Annotated in this window: 13 protein-coding genes and 1 pseudogene; 8 read left to right on the top strand and 6 right to left on the bottom strand. The window is 76.5% G+C overall.

Features of this window, described 5'->3' with window-relative positions; all coding sequences use genetic code 11:
* The first annotated feature begins 69 nt into the window (after positions 1 to 69).
* Both RVR_RS06945 and RVR_RS06940 read left to right on the top strand, forming a co-directional pair.
* Complete coding sequence (locus tag RVR_RS06945; RefSeq protein WP_202238444.1) at positions 70 to 1,002, top strand: 5-dehydro-4-deoxyglucarate dehydratase; 933 nt, start codon at positions 70 to 72, stop codon at positions 1,000 to 1,002.
* A 118-nt stretch (positions 1,003 to 1,120) separates the two neighbouring features.
* Positions 1,121 to 2,371, top strand: coding sequence for a hypothetical protein (locus RVR_RS06940; RefSeq protein WP_202233003.1), 1,251 nt, complete (start codon positions 1,121 to 1,123; stop codon positions 2,369 to 2,371).
* Between the two features lie 227 nt (positions 2,372 to 2,598).
* On the opposite strand, the gene RVR_RS06935 is transcribed toward RVR_RS06940, so the two are convergent.
* The 4 genes and pseudogenes from RVR_RS06935 to RVR_RS06920 form a co-directional block, all read right to left on the bottom strand.
* Positions 2,599 to 3,483 (bottom strand): hypothetical protein, encoded by an 885-nt coding sequence (locus tag RVR_RS06935; RefSeq protein ID WP_202233002.1) that lies wholly within the window; start codon positions 3,481 to 3,483, stop codon positions 2,599 to 2,601.
* Positions 3,484 to 3,944: 461 nt separating this feature from the next.
* Positions 3,945 to 4,499 (bottom strand): annotated as a pseudogene (locus RVR_RS06930) (SigE family RNA polymerase sigma factor); the annotation flags it as partial.
* An 83-nt stretch (positions 4,500 to 4,582) separates the two neighbouring features.
* Complete coding sequence (locus RVR_RS06925; RefSeq protein ID WP_237404611.1) at positions 4,583 to 5,419, bottom strand: class I SAM-dependent methyltransferase; 837 nt, start codon at positions 5,417 to 5,419, stop codon at positions 4,583 to 4,585.
* 110 nt (positions 5,420 to 5,529) lie between these two features.
* Positions 5,530 to 6,300, bottom strand: a complete 771-nt coding sequence (locus RVR_RS06920; RefSeq protein ID WP_202233001.1) for an IclR family transcriptional regulator — start codon at positions 6,298 to 6,300, stop codon at positions 5,530 to 5,532.
* A gap of 181 nt (positions 6,301 to 6,481) precedes the next feature.
* Here RVR_RS06920 and RVR_RS06915 point away from each other — a divergent pair, with 181 nt between their 5' ends.
* On the top strand, positions 6,482 to 8,011 hold the full coding sequence (locus tag RVR_RS06915) for an aldehyde dehydrogenase (NADP(+)) (protein WP_202233000.1): 1,530 nt from the start codon (positions 6,482 to 6,484) through the stop codon (positions 8,009 to 8,011).
* Positions 8,012 to 8,180: 169 nt separating this feature from the next.
* Here the strand turns inward: RVR_RS06915 and RVR_RS06910 are convergent, their stop codons facing one another.
* Both RVR_RS06910 and RVR_RS06905 read right to left on the bottom strand, forming a co-directional pair.
* Positions 8,181 to 8,555, bottom strand: coding sequence for a DUF488 domain-containing protein (locus RVR_RS06910; RefSeq protein WP_202232999.1), 375 nt, complete (start codon positions 8,553 to 8,555; stop codon positions 8,181 to 8,183).
* A gap of 57 nt (positions 8,556 to 8,612) precedes the next feature.
* Positions 8,613 to 10,103: an MFS transporter gene (locus tag RVR_RS06905; RefSeq protein WP_202232998.1), complete on the bottom strand. Its 1,491-nt coding sequence runs from the start codon at positions 10,101 to 10,103 to the stop codon at positions 8,613 to 8,615.
* Positions 10,104 to 10,482: 379 nt separating this feature from the next.
* On the opposite strand from RVR_RS06905, the gene RVR_RS06900 reads away from it, so the two are divergent.
* The 5 genes from RVR_RS06900 (at position 10,483) to RVR_RS06880 (ending at position 16,963) form a co-directional block, all read left to right on the top strand.
* On the top strand, positions 10,483 to 11,394 hold the full coding sequence (locus RVR_RS06900) for a GlxA family transcriptional regulator (RefSeq protein ID WP_430393221.1): 912 nt from the start codon (positions 10,483 to 10,485) through the stop codon (positions 11,392 to 11,394).
* Between the two features lie 75 nt (positions 11,395 to 11,469).
* Positions 11,470 to 12,708, top strand: a complete 1,239-nt coding sequence (locus tag RVR_RS06895; RefSeq protein ID WP_202232997.1) for an NADAR family protein — start codon at positions 11,470 to 11,472, stop codon at positions 12,706 to 12,708.
* A gap of 262 nt (positions 12,709 to 12,970) precedes the next feature.
* Positions 12,971 to 14,314 carry an SGNH/GDSL hydrolase family protein gene (locus RVR_RS06890; protein ID WP_202232996.1) on the top strand — a complete coding sequence of 448 codons (1,344 nt, stop codon included), beginning with the start codon at positions 12,971 to 12,973 and terminating at the stop codon, positions 14,312 to 14,314.
* A gap of 105 nt (positions 14,315 to 14,419) precedes the next feature.
* Complete coding sequence (locus RVR_RS06885; RefSeq protein ID WP_202232995.1) at positions 14,420 to 15,520, top strand: amidohydrolase family protein; 1,101 nt, start codon at positions 14,420 to 14,422, stop codon at positions 15,518 to 15,520.
* 252 nt (positions 15,521 to 15,772) lie between these two features.
* A complete protein-coding gene (locus tag RVR_RS06880; RefSeq protein WP_237404609.1) occupies positions 15,773 to 16,963 on the top strand; it encodes an SCO1860 family LAETG-anchored protein in 1,191 nt (396 codons plus the stop codon).
* The last annotated feature ends 91 nt before the right edge of the window (positions 16,964 to 17,054 follow it).

The raw sequence follows: 17,054 nt of genomic DNA, 5'->3' as shown, positions 1-17,054 counted from the left end.
TGGACGTGGAATATGGACATGAATGACCAGGGCGCGTCCCGCGCCGACCAGCTCCGAGGGGGACACCCGATGACCTCGCCCGCGCTCGCCGAGCGACTTGACGGTCTGCTGTTCTTTCCCGTGACGGCGTTCGACTCCGACGGCTCGCTCGACCTCGACGCCTTCCGCGCGCACGTGCGCGCGGGCATCGAGGCCGGGGCGGCGGCCGCCTTCGTCTGCTGCGGCACGGGCGAGTTCCACGCGCTGGCCCCCGAGGAGTTCGGCGCCTGCGTGGCCGCGGCCGTCGAGGAGGCGGCCGGCCGGGTGCCGGTGGTGGCCGGCGCCGGGTACGGCACGGCCCTGGCGCTCCAGTACGCCGCCGTGGCCGAACGGGCGGGCGCCGACGGCCTGCTCGCGATGCCCCCCTACCTGGTGGTGGCCGACCAGGACGGCCTGCTGCGGCACTACACGGCGCTCGCCGCGGGCACCGGACTGGACGTCATCGTCTACCAGCGCGACAACGCCGTCTTCACCCCCGAGACGGTCGTCGCCCTCGCGAAGGTGCCGAACATCATCGGCCTCAAGGACGGCGTCGGCGACCTCGACCTCATGCAGCGGATCATCAGCACCGTCCGCGCCGAGCTGCCCGGCCACCCCTTCCTGTACTTCAACGGCCTGCCCACCGCCGAACTCACCGGCCTCGCCTACCGCGGCATCGGCGTCACCCTCTACTCCTCGGCGGTGTACGCGTTCTCGCCCGAGATCGCGCTCGCCTTCCACCGCGCGCTCACCACGGGCGACGACGCCACCGTGCGGAAGCTGCTCGACGGCTTCTACCGGCCGCTGGTCAACCTCCGCAACCAGGGCCGCGGTTACGCGGTCTCGCTGGTCAAGGCCGGTGTGCGGCTGCGGGGGCTGGACGTCGGCGAGGTGCGGCCGCCGCTGTCCGAACCCGCCCCGGCCCACGTCAAGGAGCTGGGCGAACTCATCGAGCGCGGCCTGGCGCTGCTCGGCGAGCACTGACGTGGGCGCCGAGCAGACGCCGTCCGCGTCCGCCGCCACCGCTCCGGTATCCGCGTCCGCCGCTCCGGTTTCCGTTTCCGCTTCCGCCACCGGGCCCGTCTCCCGTCCGGCCGCCGCCATGAGGACCTCCGCCTTCCTCTACCCCTGGGACGTCGTCGGCGACCCCGCCGCAGCCGACCGCGTCGCCGCCCTCGGCGTCGGGCAGGTGACCCTCGCCGCCGCCTACCACTCCACCCGCGCCCTGACCCCGCGCCACCCGCGCCACCGCGTGGTCACCGCGGCGCACGCCGCCGTGCTCTACCCGCCCGACCCCGGCCGCTGGCGGCGCCACGCGCTGCGCCCGTACCCGGCGGGCGAGTGGACCGGCGGCGACCAGGACGCCTACGGCACGGCCGCGGCGGCGCTCGCGGCCGCGGGCCTCGACGTGCACACCTGGGTCGTGCTCGCCCACAACTCCCGCCTGGGCGCCGAACATCCGGACACCAGCGTGGTCAACGCCTACGGCGACCGCTACCCCTGGGCGCCCTGCATCGCCCAACCGGCCGTCCGCGCCTACCTGGTGGAGCTGGCCGTGGAGGCCGCCCCCCGACCCGGCGCCCTCGGCACCGAGCTTGAGTCCCTCGGCTGGTACGGCCTGGCGCACCTGCACGCCCACGACAAGATCGGCGGGGTACCGCTCGGCGACGCGGCCTCCTACCTCATGTCGCTCTGCTTCTGCCCGCACTGCCGCGAGGGCTACGCCGGGCTCGGCGCCGACCCGGACCGGCTCGCCGCCGCCGTGCGCGCCGCGCTGGCGCCCGTCTGGTCCGGGGCGGCGGACGGCGGGACGGCGGACGGCGCCGGAACCGGCGGCGCGGGCGGCGCGGCGGGCGGCGGGCCGGGCGCGGGGGGCGGTGGCATGGACGGCATCGAGCGGCTGCTCGGCGCCGAGGCCGCCGCGCTCACCCTCGACTGGCGCGTCCGCACGGCCGGCTCGCTCCAGGCCGAGGCGATCGCCGCGGTCCGGGCCGCGGCCGCGCCCGGCTTCCAGGTGCTGATGCACGCCGACCCCGTGCCGTACCGCTGCGGCGCCAACGCCGGGGTCGATCCCGCGCACATCCTCGGCCACGCCGACGGCCTGGTGCTGCCCTGCACCGGCGGCCCGGCCGCCCGCGAGGCGGTCCTCACGCCGTTCGCCGCGCACCGGCGCGAGGACACCGTGCTCGCCGCGAACTTCACGGTGGTGGCCGGCATGGGCGGCAGCCCCGGCACCCTCGCCGCCGACGCGGCCCACGCCGCGGCTCTGGGCGCCACCGAACTGAGGCTCTACCACGCGGGCCTGGCCGGCGAGGCGGATCTGGCGGCGGTGCGGGAGGCCCTGCGGCCGTGACGCGCGGCGGGACACCGCCGACCCGGCGCCCATGGCCCGCGCCGCGCCCCGGGCACCCCGGGGCGCGGCGATCATGGGGGTACCGCCGCGCCCCGGAACCTCCGCCCGCGCTGGGGCGGAAGGGTCGGTGCGTACCCAAGTCGCCACCGGGGCGCGAGGGGTTGCCGTGGCGGCGCGGAAAATTTCCGGCCGCGCCGGAGCGGGGGCGCGGCGGGGCGCGCGGGTGGTCAGAACCCGCCGCCTGAGGAGGATGATCCGGCGGCGCCGCGGGCGGTGACGGTGTAGCGGTCGGCGGCACTGGTGCGCTCGCGCGAGGCGTGGTCGAACTGGCCGGCGAACGTGTACGTCCCGGGCGGCAGCGTCTGGCCCGGGTCGAGGGTCCAGCGGTAGACGATGTCGCCGCCGCTCGACGTCACCGTGGTGGTGACCCCGCTCGCCGAGGTGTAGCTGCTGTTGTCCTGGACCTCGCCCGACTGCCCGGAGACGCGCAGCTCCACGGTGAGCGAGGTCAGCGCCACGCTCCCGGCGACCTTGACGTCGTCCTCGGTCCAGTACGCGTTGCTGCTCGGGTCGACGCTGCCGCTCGACGTCACCCCGCCGTCCCCGGCGGCGGGAGCGGAGGGCGTGGCGCCGCCGGGCGCCGCGGGCGCGCCGCCGCCGGCCGCCGGGGTGGAGGCCGTGCCCGCCCCGCGGCCGGGGGTGCGCCGGGCGCCCGGCGCCGAGTGGACGGGCCGGGAGGCGGGGTGCTTCTCGACCGTGCCGGACCCGGCCGCCCCGCCGGAGGTGGCCGACGGCGCGGGGCGCGGGGTCGCCGACGTCGCCGCACCGGACGTCACCGCGTCCCGCCCCGGTGTGCCGTCGCCGCCGACCGCGCCGACCGCCAGCCCGCCGAGGGCGATCGCGCCGGCCACGGCCGCGGCCACCGCGGTCACCCGCATCCAGGGGGCGGGGGAGCGCTCCCGCGTGGCGGCGGCCGCGGCGGTCGGGAGCGTCGTGGCGCAGTCGGGCGCTGAGATCGCGCGCTCCACCCGGGCGAGCATCCGCTCCCGGTCCGGGTGGTGCGCGTCCGCCGCCTCGCGCAGTTGTCGCGGCAGATGCGGCAGTTGGGCCATCACATTCCCCGTCCCGTGTGCGTACGCGGGCGTGTCGTGGGATTCGTCGACCCCAGTATCCGTGTCGCCGCGCCTGGTTCCGCGTCGGCCCCCGCCACGGGAGCGCTCCCGCCGGCCGCCGCACTTCCCCCCGTACGTCCCTGCCGTCCCGCGGCGGCCTCCGCGCCCTCGCCGGCCGCCGGCTCCCAGTCGCCCGAGGGCGCGGGCGCCTGCCCGGTCGGGAACCCGGTGTCCGGCGCGGTGTCAGCCGCGCGCACCGGAGCCGGGGCGGGGGGAGCCGCCGGAGCCGGGGCCGGAGCCAGGGCCGGCTCCGGAACGGCGCGGGCCGCCGCCGGGCAGGCGGTCGTCGGGGAGCCGGTCGTCGGGGAGCCGGCCGCCGAAGCGCCTTCCGCCGGAGCCCCCGCCCCCGGACCGCCGGCGGACGGGCCGGGTGCCGGCCCCCGTACGGCCACGGCGGCCGGCGCCGCCGCCGTGTCCCGGCCCCGGGCCGCCGCGGGCCGCTCACCCGATGGGGCGAGCAACCGCTCCAACTCCGCCACCCCGCGCGAGGTCTGGCTCTTGACGGTGCCCACCGAGATGCCCAGCGCCTCGGCCGTGTCCTTCTCGGAGAGGTCGAACGCGTGCCGCAGCACCACGCACGCGCGCTTGCGGAACGGCAGCCGCTGGAGCGCCTCCCGCAGGTCCAGCACGGCGGGTACGTCCGGCTGCTCGGTGACGCGTTCGGCGCGCTGGGACCAGAAGAGGGCGACCCGGCGCCGCTCCCGAACCGCGCTGCGGATGCGCGAGCGGGCCAGGTTGGCCACCACCCCGCGCGCGTACGCCACCGGGTGCTCGGCGCCCCGCACCCGGTCCCAGTGCCGCCACAGCGCCACCAGGGCGTCCGCCGCGAGGTCGTCCGCCGCGTCCGCCTCGCCCGTCAACAGATGGGCCAGGCGGGCGAGTTCGGCGTAGTGCCGTTCGAAGAAGGCGTGGAAGGCGGCCGCGTCGTCGGCCCCGTCGCCGTGCTCGACGGACATGCCCACGGCTCCCCCTTCCTGCCCGGACCTCCCCGCCACGGCGCGGCGAGAGCGTAGCAGCGGGACAAGGCCGTGGGCAGAGGTCAGGAACCGGCGATTCCCCGCCGTACGGAGCGCTGCACGACGGTGATCAGCGGCAGGTCGAACTCGCCCTGTGCGGTCTCCGGGCGCGAGGCGAGGTAGGACCGCACCCGCCCGAACAGTTCGTCCCGCTCGGCCGGTTCGCGGGTCAGCGCGTGCGAGTGGGTGGCGATCGTCGCGACGAGCGACTCGGCGCTGCGCCGCTGGACGTGCGGGAAGTAGCCCTCCTCGACCGGGAACAGGGCCGGGTGGGAGACGATGGTGCGCTCCTTGGACCAGGTCAGGAAGCCGAGCCGGCTGCTGAGGGACCGGCCGAGGCCGGCGACCCAGTCCACCCGGTCGTCGTCGGTGTTCCACAGCGCGCCGAGCGCGCCGCCCGGCCGCAGCACCCGGGCGATCTCCGGCAGCGCCCGGTCCGGGTCGAACCAGTGGAACGCCTGCCCGACGAGCACCGCGTCCACCGACCCGTCCGGCAGCGGGATCTCCTCCGCGCCGCCCTGGAGCGCGGAGACGCCGGGCGCGTACTCCCGCAGTTCGGCGAGCATCCGCGCGTCGGGCTCCACCGCGGTCACCCGGTGGCCGAGTCCGGCGGTCACCGCGCTCAGCTTGCCGGTGCCCGCGCCCAGGTCGAGGACGTCCAGGGTGCGGTCGTCCGCGCCGAGCCCGGCGTCCAGCGCCGGCTGGAGCGCCCAGCGCACCGCGTTCACCGGGTAGTCGGGGCGGTGCCGGGAGTACGCGGCCGCCGCCGGGCCGAAGGATGAGGCGAACGTGGCGATCATGTCGGGGGAGAACTTGTCGAGCGGTTCGGTGCGGGACCCGCCCGCGGTGTCGTCAGCCATACCGAGAATCTACGGCGCCCTCATCGCGCGGCCGCGGTGCCCCTTCTGTCGGAAGGAGCCGCACGCGACGGCCCGCGACGGCCCGCGACCGCCTGCGACGGCCCGGGCCCTCAGAGGCGGCGGGTGGCCAGCAGGAGGCGGTCGCGGGCGTCGAAGAGCGTGTCCTTGATCATCTGCTCGTGTCCGGGCGTGAGCCGGGCCACCGGCACCGAGCAGCTGACCGCGTCCCGCGCGGGGCTCCGGTAGGGGATCGCGATGCCGAAGCAGCGCAGCCCGAGCGTGTTCTCCTCGCGGTCCACCGCGTACCCCTGCTCGCGGATGAGCGCCAGCTCCTCGATCAGCTTCTCGCGGTCGGTGTGCGTGTGCTCGGTGAGCGGCTCCAGCGTCTCCGGGAGGAGCCCCCGCACCTGCTCGTCGGTGTACGTGGCCAGCAGCGCCTTGCCGAGCGACGTGGAGTGCGCGGGCAGCCGGCGGCCGACGCGGGTGAAGGGCCGCAGGTAGTGCTGGGACTGCCGGGTGGCGAGGTACACCACGTTGGTGCCGTCGAGCCGGGCCATGTGGATGGTCTCGCTGGTCTCGTCGGAGAGCCGGTCCAGGGTGGGCCGGGCGGCGGCCACCACCTCGTCGCCGTCGATGTAGGAGGTGCCGACCAGCAGCGCGCGCACCCCGATGCCGTACCGCGTGCCGGTCGCGTCGGTCTCGATCCAGCCCAGCTCGACCAGGGTGCGCAGCAGCATGTACAGGCTCGACTTGGGGTAGCCGACCGACTCCTGCACGGCGGCCAGGCTGTGCATGCCGGGGCGGCCCGCGAAGAACTCCAGCAGCTCCACGGTGCGGACCGCGGACTTGACCTGGGAACCGGCTCCGTCGGCAGCAGCCATCGCGTCTGACCCCTCTTGTTCGGCCGGGGCGCGTGGACGTAGGCTCCGGCGTAGATTCACATGTGAAGACGTTGTTCAGTATAGAGAACAGGCAGACCGGAACAACGGGCGACGGACGACGACCGAAGAGCACCGGCCGCGGGCAGGACGCGGGCGACAGGCGAACGTGGAGGTTAATCCGGTGGCAGTACCAGTCTGGAGCGTGGACCCCCGAACCGGGAAGCAGCGCGAGCAGGTGGCCGTCGAGGCCACGGCGGACGAGGTCGATGCAGCCGTACGCGCCGCCGCCACCGCCCTGCCCGCCCTCGCGGACCGTAGCCTACGGTCCCGGCTGCTGCGCGCGGCCGCCGGGCTGCTGGAGCGGGACGCCGAGCGGGTGATCGCCGCCGCCGACGCCGAGACCGCGCTCGGCACCCCCCGTCTCACCGGCGAACTGGCCCGCACCGCCTTCCAGTTGCGCGCCTTCGCGGACGTGGTGGACGAGGGCGCGTTCCTCGACGTGATCATCGACCACCCCGACCCGGACGCGAAGCCCATCCCGCGGCCCGACCTGCGCCGGTACAAGATCCCGCTCGGCGTCGTCGCGGTCTACGCCGCCAGCAACTTCCCGCTCGCCTTCTCGGTGCCCGGCGGCGACACCGCCAGCGCGCTGGCCGCGGGCTGCCCGGTCGTGGTCAAGGCGCACCCGGACCACCCGGCCACGTCCGAGCTGACCGCCGGCCTGCTGCGCGAGGCCGCGGTCTCGGTCGGCCTGCCCGCCGACACCGTCGTGCTGCTGCACGGCTTCCGGGCCGGTGTCGAGCTGGTCGGGCACCCGCTGGTGGCCGCGGCCGGCTTCACCGGGTCGGTCGCCGGCGGGCGGGCGCTGTTCGACGCGGCGGCCGCCCGGCCCCGGCCGATCCCGTTCCACGGCGAGCTGGGCAGCCTGAACCCGGTGGTGGTCACGCCGGCCGCGGCGGCCGAGCGGGCGGAGGGGATCGGCGCGGGCCTGGCCGGGTCGTTCACCCTCGGCAGCGGGCAGTTCTGCACCAAGCCCGGCCTGGTGCTCACCCCTCGGGGCGCGGACGGCGACCGGCTGGTCGCCGCGCTCACCGGCGCCGCGCGGGACGCCGCCACGGGGGTCCTGCTCGACGGGCGGATGCGGGAGAACTTCGTCAGGGGCGCCGCCGCCCGTGCCGAACTGCCCGCCGTCACCGCGCCCGTGGCCGCCGGCGGCGACGCCGACCCGCTCGCCGTGCGCCCCGGCTACGTCGAGGTCGACGCCGCCGAGCTGGCCGGGCCGGGAGCCCACGACCTGCTGCTGGAGGAGTGCTTCGGGCCGCTGACCGTCGTCGTCCGCTACGGCGACGAGGACCAGCTCGACGCGGTCCTCGACCGGCTGCCGGGGAACCTCACGGCGACGGCGCACCTCGGCGCCGACGAGGCGGCGGCAGCGGACGGACCGGCCGCCGCGCTGCTGGCGCGGCTCAGCACGCTCGCCGGGCGGGTGCTGGTCAACGGCTGGCCCACCGGGGTCGCCGTCACCGGCGCCCAGCACCACGGCGGGCCCTACCCGGCCACCACCTCGACGTCGACGTCCGTCGGCGCCACCGCGATCGAGCGGTGGCTGCGGCCGGTCGCCTACCAGGACACCCCGCCGGCCCTCCTGCCCCCGGAGCTGCGCGACGACAACCCGCACCGGGTCCCCCAGCGCGTCACGGGGCGCCCCTGAAGCCTTTGCGGCGGCCGCTGACGCGGCGGCGCTCCTCGGACGCGCCCCTCGGGGGTGTCCGCGGGGGCGCCGCTTCCCGCCTCCCGCCTTCCGCTTCCCGCCCTCCGCTTTCCGCCGGGCGCCCTCACGGCGCATTCGGCGCTCACCTCGCTCACCTCGCTCAGGGCACTCACGGCGCGGAGTCGCCGCGCAGAGCCTCCAGGAGCACGGAAACGTGGCTGTGGTCGGGGTCCCTGACCGCGGTCAGCAGGGTGACCGGCCGGGAGGAGGCGAGCCCGCGCAGGCGGTCGAGGGCGCCGGCCGGGTCCGGTGCGGCCAGTTCCGCGCGGTAGCGCGCGGAGAACTCGCCGTACCGGTCGCCGTGGGCGTGGAACCACTTCCGCAGCCCAGCCGACGGCGTCACGGCCCGGGGCCACTCGTCGACCGCGGCGGACTCCTTCGACAGGCCGCGCGGCCAGAGCCGGTCGACCAGCACCCGGGTCCCGTCGTCGGCTTCGGGCGGGTCGTAGACCCGGCGCACCCGGAACCCGCTGGTGGACGCCATGACGGACCTCCTCAGCCCTCGCGCCCCCGGGCCGGGGACGCTTCCTTCCGCCCGGCCTCACGCCCGGCCTCCTCCCAGCTTGCGGCCTTCCGCCCCGGCCGGCTCGTCCCGCGCGCCGCGCAGGCCGCACGCGGTGGCCAGCGCGGCGCCCGCGAGCAGCACCGCCGCGATCAGCAGCCCTCTGCGCATCCCGGCCACGAAGTGCGTGCCGTCGCCGACCAGCGTGCCGAAGACCGCCACGCTGAGCGCACCCGCGACCTGGCGGCCGGCGTTGAGCACGCCGGCCGCCATCCCGGCCCGCTCGGCGGGCACCGCCCCCATCGCCGCGGCCGTGAGCGCCGGCACCGCCAGCGCCGCCCCGAGGCTGAGCGGCACCATCGCGACCGCGGTCAGCACCGCCGGCGTGCCCGCGCCCACCGGAAGCAGCACCAGCAGCCCGACCACCGCCCCGCTCTGCCCGACCAGCATCGGCACCCGGGGGCCGTAGCGGTTGGTGATCCTGCCCGAGAGCACGTTCATCACCGAGATCACCAGCGTCATCGGCAGGAACATCAGCCCGGCGGTCAGCGCCGACTGGCCGCGCACCTGCTGGAAGAACAGGCTGAGCACGAAGACCCCGCCGAAGAACCCGAACGTGACCGCGGCGCCCGAGGCGATCGCCGTCGCCGCGGCGCCGTTGCGGAACAGCCCGAGCGGCACCACCGGGTGCGGGTGCCGGGCCTCGATCACCAGGAACCCGGCCAGCGCGAGCGCGCCGACGGCGCCCGCCGCCGCGCCCGCGGCGCCGCCCTCGATCACCGCGTAGGTCAGCGCGGCCAGCGCCACCACCGCGGTGGCCTGCCCCGGCAGGTCCAGCGGCGCCGGACGCCTCGCCGAGCGGGCCACCCGGGCCGACAGCGCCAACGCGGCCACGCCCACCGGCAGGTTGACGAAGAAGACCGCCCGCCAGCTCCACGCCGTGGTCAGCGCGCCGCCGGCCACCGGGCCGAGCGCCACCGCGACCGACCCGCCCGCCGCCCACACCGCGATGGCCCGCGCCCGCCGCCGGGCGTCCGGGAACGCCTGCCGGACCAGCGCCAGCGAGGAGGGCAGCACCACGGCCGCCGCGCCGCCCTGCACCACCCGCGCCGCCACCAGCAGCACCAGGTCGGGCGCCAGCCCGCACGCCACGGACGCGGCGGTGAACACCGCCGTCCCGGCCGCGAACGCGCGGCTCGCGCCGACCCGGTCCGACAGCGCCCCGGTGGACAGCATCAGCGACGCGAAGGCGAGCGTGTAGCCGTCCACCACCCACTGCAACGCGGCCAGGCCGCCGTGCAGTTCGCGGCCCATGGCCGGGAGGGCGACGTTCACCACCGAGGCGTCGAGGGTGACCAGGAAGAACCCGATCAGCGCGGCGACCAGGGTCAGCGCGGGGGAGACGCCACCCGGCGGCGTGCTGCCGCCGTCGCCGCCGTCGCCGCCGTCGGCGGCCGGCGCACGGGAGGTGTCCGGTTGCTCCCGGCACGGCGGGGGCGGGGGTTCGGGTGTGACGAGTTCCTCTGGCATGCGCCCAGCGTGCCGGGGGCCGGACGCGTAGAGTAGTGGCCCGAATGCCATACTCCCGGAGGTTCTGGCCATGGTGTCCACGGGGTCGTCCGAAGCAGCCACGGAGCCCGAGGCGGCTGCGGGGTCCGTGCCGGCCGCGGAGTCCGAAGCGGCCATCGAGCTCGGGGCGGCCGCAGGGTCCGGGGCGGCCATGGAGCCCGGGACGGCCGCCGGGTCCCGGGGGAGCGTGCTCCCCGGAGCGGCCGTGCGCCCGGCGGAGGGCGGGGTAGCCACGGAGGGCGGGGGAGCCGGGGCGGCCCGCGTCCGCCCGCCCGCCGTCGAGCCGTTCACCTGCCGGCGCCCGCACCGCGTCGCCGTCATCGCCTCCGAGCCCGTCTCGCTGTTCAACCTCGCCGTACCCGAACTGCTGCTGCTGAAGGTCGAGGTGGACGGCCGGCCCGGCTACGAGGTCGAGATGTGCACGCCCGACCCCGGCACCGTCGCCACCAGCGGCGGCGCCGACGTGGTGATCCGCAGCGGCTTGGACGCGCTCGACCGCGCCGACACCGTGATCGTGGCCGGCACCGGCGCTGCCGAGCACCCGGACCCGCGCGTGCTCGGGGCGCTGCGGGAGGCCGGGCGGGCCGGGAAGCGGATCGCCTCCATCTGCACCGGCGCCTTCCTGCTCGCCGAGGCCGGACTGCTCGACGGCCGCAACGCCACCACGTACTGGGCCTACACCCGCCAGTTCGCCGAGAAGTACCCCGACGTGGTCATCCAGCCCGACGTGCTCTACGTGCAGGACGACCGCATCCTCACCTCCTCCGGCTACGCGGCCGGCATCGACCTGTGCCTGCACCTGGTGCGCACCGACTACGGCGCCGCGGTCGCCAACCACGTCTCCCGCCTCGCCCTGGTCGCCCCCGTACGGCCGGGCGGCCAGGCGCAGTTCACCGACACGCCGCTGCCCGCCGAGACCGGCACGTCGCTCGCCGGGACCCGCGCCTGGGCGATGACCCGGCTCGACCGCCCGCTCGCCCTGACCGACCTCGCCCGGCACGCCGCCGTCAGCGTCCGCACCCTCAGCCGCCGCTTCCACGCCGAGACCGGGCTCAGCCCGTTGCAGTGGCTGCTGCACCAACGGCTGGACCGCGCCCGCGAGTTGCTGGAGACCACCACCCTTCCGGTCGACCAGGTCGCCCGCGCCAGCGGCCTGGGCACCGCCGACTCGCTGCGCCAGCACCTGGTGCGCCGCGTCGGCCTCACCCCCTCCGACTACCGCGCCACCTTCACCCGCCTGCCCGCGGGGTGAGCCGGTCCGTCCGGGCGCACCGCCGGGGAGGCGGGCCCCGGTCGGAGCGATCACCGGACTCGACACAATGGAGGGATGACCGGCACCCGAACCACTCACCGCACCGCGGACGGTGTCCGCATACCCGGCACCTGGCGGCACGCCTTCATCCGCAACGGCGGCGGCTACTACCTGACCGACCTGTTCATCTACGCCGACGGGCTGGTGGACTGCTGGGGACTGGTCACCGTGGAGGAGTTCGCGGAGAAGCTGAGCAGCGGATGGGTCGCGACCGAACTCCCCGAAGGCGCCGAGGCGTCGGCGCACATGCTCGCGTCGTGGAAGTTCGCCGACCCGCTGACCTGGCTCACCGCTGAGGAACTGCTCGCCGAAGTCCGCGACACCATCGAGGAGTTGAACGGGCGGCCCGACTCGACCGACCGCTGCCTGGCCGCCGTCGACGCCTTCCTCGCCGATCCCACCGAGGCCCACCGCGCCGCACTGCGCGCCGCCTACCTCGCCATCCCCGCCCACCAGCGCCAGTTCGCGCTGAGCGACATGGACCGCAAGGACTGGCCGCTCCAGGCGCTCATCGCCGGCCCCGGCGGCGAGTTGTGGCCCGACGAGCAGGTCACCGCCGAGGAGTACGACAGCGCCGTCCGCTACTTCGAGGAGCGGGCCCGGCAGGGCGCCGGCGTCCGGACCGCCCGCGAGCACGTCGACGGCCCGCCCACCTCGCACGCGCCCGCGGTCGCGCTCCCGCACTCCTTCCCCCGCGACCCGGTCGCCGACCCCGGCCACCTCGCGCTGCGCCACGACTACCCGGCGCCGGTGCGGGTCGGCGCGGCGGCGTACCCCTCGGCCGCGCACGCCTACTGGGCGCTGTCCACCGCCGACCAGGACGCCCGCGCCGAGATCGCGGCGGCCCCGAACGGCTCCGCGGCCGCCGGCATCGCCGCCCGCGCGGCCCGCCGCGACGGCTGGGACCTGGCCAGGACCGCCGTCCTCGCGTCGCTGCTGCGCGCCAAGTACGCCCAGCACCCCGACCTCGCGGAGATCCTGCTCGCCACCGGCGACGCGACCCTGGTCTACGACGACATGGACTCCCGCTTCTGGGGGGACAACGCGGGCACCGGCCGCAACTGGGCCGGACGGCTGCTCGAACTGGTCAGGGCCGAGATCCAGGCGGACCGGGCGGGGATCGCCACCGCGGTCGCGGGCCCCGCCGCGGGCACCGCACCTGGCACGGGCGAGGGCACCGCCGCGGGGGCGGACACAGGCACCGGCACGGGAGGCGCGGGCCCCTGCCCCGGAGCCGTCGGCGAGGGCCGGTGAGCGCCCTGCGCCGGGCGGCCGGGGGCCCGCAGGAACCGGAACGGCCCCGCGCCGCGTCACCGTTCCGGTGGCGCCGCTCCCCGCGGGGGCGGGCGCGCGCGGGTGTGGGGAGAGGGAGCCCGTGGGACGCTGATGTGGTCTTCACCGGTTCTCCGCATATGCTTTCGGAAGGGCTGTAGACATGCGACGGACCGCCGCCCGGCACGGGGCGTCCGATACGGCCGACAGCAGGCCGCACGGAACCACCTTGGGGGAGACCCGCATGTCCCGCGCCCGTCGCGCCACCCGTATCCGTATCGCATGGGCGACCCGCGGGCGGACGCTGCGCCGCTCGGTACTGGCGCCCGCGGCCGGCGTGGTCGCCGCCGCGACCGTCGGCGCGCTGCTCGTGTCCACCGCGCACGGCGGCCGCCAGGACGACGCCCAGGACGGCCGCGCCACCTCCTCCGCCACCGACACCCAGCAGAGCGCCGCGACGTACCCGGGCCGGGTCGGCGCCTGGGAGAGCGCGATGAGCGCGGGCGGCCCGTCGTTCCACGACCAGACGGTACGGATGGTGGTGCACACCAGCATCGGCGGCTCCGGGCTGCGGATCAGGGTCTCCGACCTGCGCAGCGACCGCCCGCTCACGGTGGGCGCCGCCGACGTCGCCGAGCAGTACGACGGCGGCCGCGCGGTCGCGGGCACCCACCACCGGGTGACCTTCGGCGGCTCGCGCTCCACCACGGTGGCCGCGGGCCGCGAGGAGTACAGCGACGTCATCCCGATGCGGGTCGCCGCCGACCAGAACCTGCTGGTCAGCCTCTACCTGTCGGGCACCACCGGCCCCTCCACCTTCCACCGCGAGGCGTACGAGACGACCTACGTCTCCACCGACGGTGTCGACCACGCCGCCGACGACTCCGCCGCGGGTTACGCCCGCACCCGCACCTCCTGGTACTACCTGTCCGGCCTCGACGTCGTCGCGCCGACCGCGCACGCCACCGTGGTGGCCTTCGGCGACTCGATCACCGACGGCTACCACTCCACCGCGGGCGCCAACCGCCGCTGGCCCGACCAGCTCGCCCGGCGGCTGGCCAGCGCGCCCGGCGGGCAGCGGCTCGGCGTCACCGACGCCGGCATCGCCGGCAACCGGCTGCTGACCACCGCGCCGGAGATCTACCGCGGCCCCAGCGGCGTGCAGCGCTTCGACCACGACGCGCTCGGCGAGCCCGGCGTCAAGGACGTCATCCTGCTCGAAGGCGTCAACGACCTCAGCAACGACCTCAACAGCGCCGGCGGCCCGCTGACCGCGCGGAACCTGATCGACGGCTACCGCACCCTCATCGCCCGCGGCCATGCCGACGGGGTCCGGATGATCGGCGCGACCATCCTGCCCTACAGCCGGCTCAGCCCGGCGATGAACGCGGTCCGGGAGCAGGTCAACCAGTGGATCAGGAGCAGCGGCGCCTTCGACGCGGTGGTCGACTTCGACCGGGCCGTCCGCGACCCCTCGAACCCCGACGCCCTCGCGCCCGCCTATGACTCCGGCGACCACCTGCACCCCAATGACGCGGGGATGCTGGCGATGGCCGACGCGGTCGACCTGTCCGTGCTCGTCTCCTGACACGCGGCCGGCGGCGGCCCCCTGCCGCGGGCCGGCCCCGCGGTGGCCACGGCTCCCGCGCCGGCGGCCTGCCGGGCGGCCGCCCCGGGTCAGTACAGTGCCGGTATGGGAGCCGGAGCGAACGAGGTGCTGCACGTCCGGGGCCGGGTGCTGGCCGGGCCGGACGACGCGTCGGTCAGGGACGAACTGTGGGTGGTCGGCGGACGGATCACCTACCGGCGGCCCGCCGCCGAGGTCACCGCGACCGCCACCGGGTGGGTGCTGCCGGGGCTGGTGGACGCGCACTGCCACGTCGGCCTCGACGCGCACGGCGCCGTGGACGAGGCCACCACCGAGAAGCAGGCGCTGACCGAACGCGGGGCGGGGGCCCTGCTGCTGCGCGACGCCGGAACGCCCGCCGACACCCGGTGGATCGACGACCGCGAGGACCTGCCGAGGATCATCCGGGCCGGCCGGCACATCGCCCGCACCCGCCGCTACATCCGCAACTACGCCCACGAGATCGAGCCCGGCGACCTCACCGCCTACGTGCGGCGCGAGGCGCGCAGGGGCGACGGCTGGGTCAAACTGGTCGGCGACTGGATCGACCGCGGCATCGGCGACCTGGCGCCGTGCTGGCCCGCGGACGCGCTGCGCGAGGCGATCGCCGCGGCCCACGAGGAGGGCGCCCGGGTCACCGCGCACTGCTTCGCCGAGGACTCCCTCGCCGACCTGGTGGACGCCGGGATCGACTGCGTCGAGCACGCCACCGGCCTCACCGACGACACGATCCCGCTCTTCGCCGAGCGCGGCGTCGCCATCGTGCCGACCCTGGTCAACATCGCCACCTTCCCGCGGTTGGCGGCCGGCGGCGCCGCCAAGTTCCCCCGCTGGTCGGCCCACCTGGAGCGGCTGCACGCGCGCCGCCACCGGACCGTGCGCGACGCGTACGACGCGGGCGTGCCGGTCTACGCGGGCACCGACGCCGGTGGCAGCCTCCCGCACGGGCTGGTCGCCGAGGAGGTGGCCGAACTGGTGCGCGCCGGGCTGCCGACCACCGCCGCGCTGTCCGCCGCGACCTGGGACGCCCGCCGCTGGCTGGGCCGGGACGGGCTGGAGGAGGGCGCGCCGGCCGACCTCCTGGTCCTCGACGAGGACCCGCGCGCCGACGTCCGGGTGCTCGCCGCGCCGCGCCGCGTGGTGCTGCGCGGCCGCACCGTGGCCTGAGCCCGCGTCACCCGGCGCGGTCCCGCGCCGCACCGGCAGCCGGAGTGCGCCCCCCGCGGAGGTGAACGGTGCAGAACGGCCGTACGCCGGGAATCGAAGAAATGCACGGAAACCACCCTTCTGGGTGAACTGGCGTCGTGTAGCCGTCAATTCACTCTCAGTGCGTAAACATTGCCGGGTCGATGTCCCCGGCGGCTGTCCCCAATCAGCGCGCGCCGGGGGCGCCATCCCATACGTGGGGGTTTCCCAACCGTGTACCGCACCATCAACTTCCGCCTGCCCGCACGCCGTTCGGCCGCCGTCCTCGGCGCGGCCACGGCCGTCGCCGCCGGGGCCGTGCTGGCCGTCGCGCCGGCCGTGCAGGCGGTGCCCGCGACCGCGCACGACACCGGCGCCGCCACGGCCACGGACCTGCGCGCGGGCCTGGACGTGTCCCTGCTGGGCAGGACCGTGGACGTGCCCGTGAACGTCTCGCTGAACGACGTGCACGCCCCGGCCGACGCCAAGCAGACCGCGCTGACCGTGACGGTCGGCCACGGCGTCGAGGCGGGCCGGGCCGTGAACCTGCTGCGCGCCTCCGCCGCCACCGCGAACGCCACCACCGGCCCCGACAAGGCCCAGGGCGTCGCCGACATCGTGGGGGCCGACCTGCACGTGCCCGGGCTGCCGCTGCTGTCCGTGGTCAAGCTGGACGCGGTGACGTCCACCGCGACCTGCCAGGTCGGGCACCGGCCGACCGCCTCCTCGCACCTGGTCGGCCTGACCGTGCTCGGCAGGCGCACCGAACTGTCGGCGATCGGCACCACCAAGGTCGCCGTCCCCGGCGTCGGTGAGGTGGACCTGGAGCTGACCGACGCCGTCACCACCTCCGCCACCGCGGCGGCCACGGCCCTGCACCTCAAGGTCGACATCGATCCGCTGAGCCTGGGCGTCGCCCACGTGACCGGCGACATCACGCTCGCGCAGGCCACCTGCCGCACCCCGAAGGGCGACAGCGGCTCGTCGTCGGGGGGTGCGTCCACGGGCGGTTCGTCCAGCGGTGCGGCCACGGCGGGCTCCTCCGGCGGTTCGTCCACGGGCGGCGCGGACACCGGCGGTTCGACCGGCGGGCACTCCTCCGGCGGCTCGGGCAACGGGGGCGGCACGAGCGGCGGTTCGGGCAGCGGCGGGTCGTCCGGGTCCGCCGGGTCCGCCGGTTCCTCGGGTTCCTCGGGCTCCGCCGGGTCGTCCGGTTCCTCCGCCTCGGGCGGCTCCGGTGGCTCCGGCGCCCAGACCGTCGCCGACACCTCCTCCACCGGCGACCTCGCCGAGACCGGCGCCAGTTCCAGCACCCCCTACGTCGCCGGCGGCGCCGCCGCACTCGTGGCCGCGGGCGCGCTGACCTTCGTCGTCGCCAACCGCCGCCGCCGCGCGGCCGGTTCGCCCACCGGCGGTGACGCGTGACCGCCACAAGGCGGTAACAAGCGCGGGGGGCGGCACCGGTGACGGCGCCGCCCCCGTAGGCTGGTCCCCACGTCCGGGGGACGGCCGACGG

The sequence above is a fragment of the Streptomyces sp. SN-593 genome (assembly GCF_016756395.1).
GTDB lineage: Bacteria > Actinomycetota > Actinomycetes > Streptomycetales > Streptomycetaceae > Actinacidiphila > Actinacidiphila reveromycinica.
This window is presented reverse-complemented; position numbering and strand designations above follow the sequence as displayed.

Coding starts and splice junctions, on each gene's coding strand:
- RVR_RS06890 (WP_202232996.1), top strand. CDS start 12,971: ATGTCCCGCGCCCGTCGCGCCACCCGTATCCGTATCGCATGGGCGACC.
- RVR_RS06935 (WP_202233002.1), bottom strand. CDS start 3,483: ATGGCCCAACTGCCGCATCTGCCGCGACAACTGCGCGAGGCGGCGGAC.
- RVR_RS06920 (WP_202233001.1), bottom strand. CDS start 6,300: ATGGCTGCTGCCGACGGAGCCGGTTCCCAGGTCAAGTCCGCGGTCCGC.
- RVR_RS06910 (WP_202232999.1), bottom strand. CDS start 8,555: ATGGCGTCCACCAGCGGGTTCCGGGTGCGCCGGGTCTACGACCCGCCC.
- RVR_RS06940 (WP_202233003.1), top strand. CDS start 1,121: ATGAGGACCTCCGCCTTCCTCTACCCCTGGGACGTCGTCGGCGACCCC.
- RVR_RS06895 (WP_202232997.1), top strand. CDS start 11,470: ATGACCGGCACCCGAACCACTCACCGCACCGCGGACGGTGTCCGCATA.
- RVR_RS06945 (WP_202238444.1), top strand. CDS start 70: ATGACCTCGCCCGCGCTCGCCGAGCGACTTGACGGTCTGCTGTTCTTT.
- RVR_RS06885 (WP_202232995.1), top strand. CDS start 14,420: ATGGGAGCCGGAGCGAACGAGGTGCTGCACGTCCGGGGCCGGGTGCTG.
- RVR_RS06905 (WP_202232998.1), bottom strand. CDS start 10,103: ATGCCAGAGGAACTCGTCACACCCGAACCCCCGCCCCCGCCGTGCCGG.
- RVR_RS06925 (WP_237404611.1), bottom strand. CDS start 5,419: ATGGCTGACGACACCGCGGGCGGGTCCCGCACCGAACCGCTCGACAAG.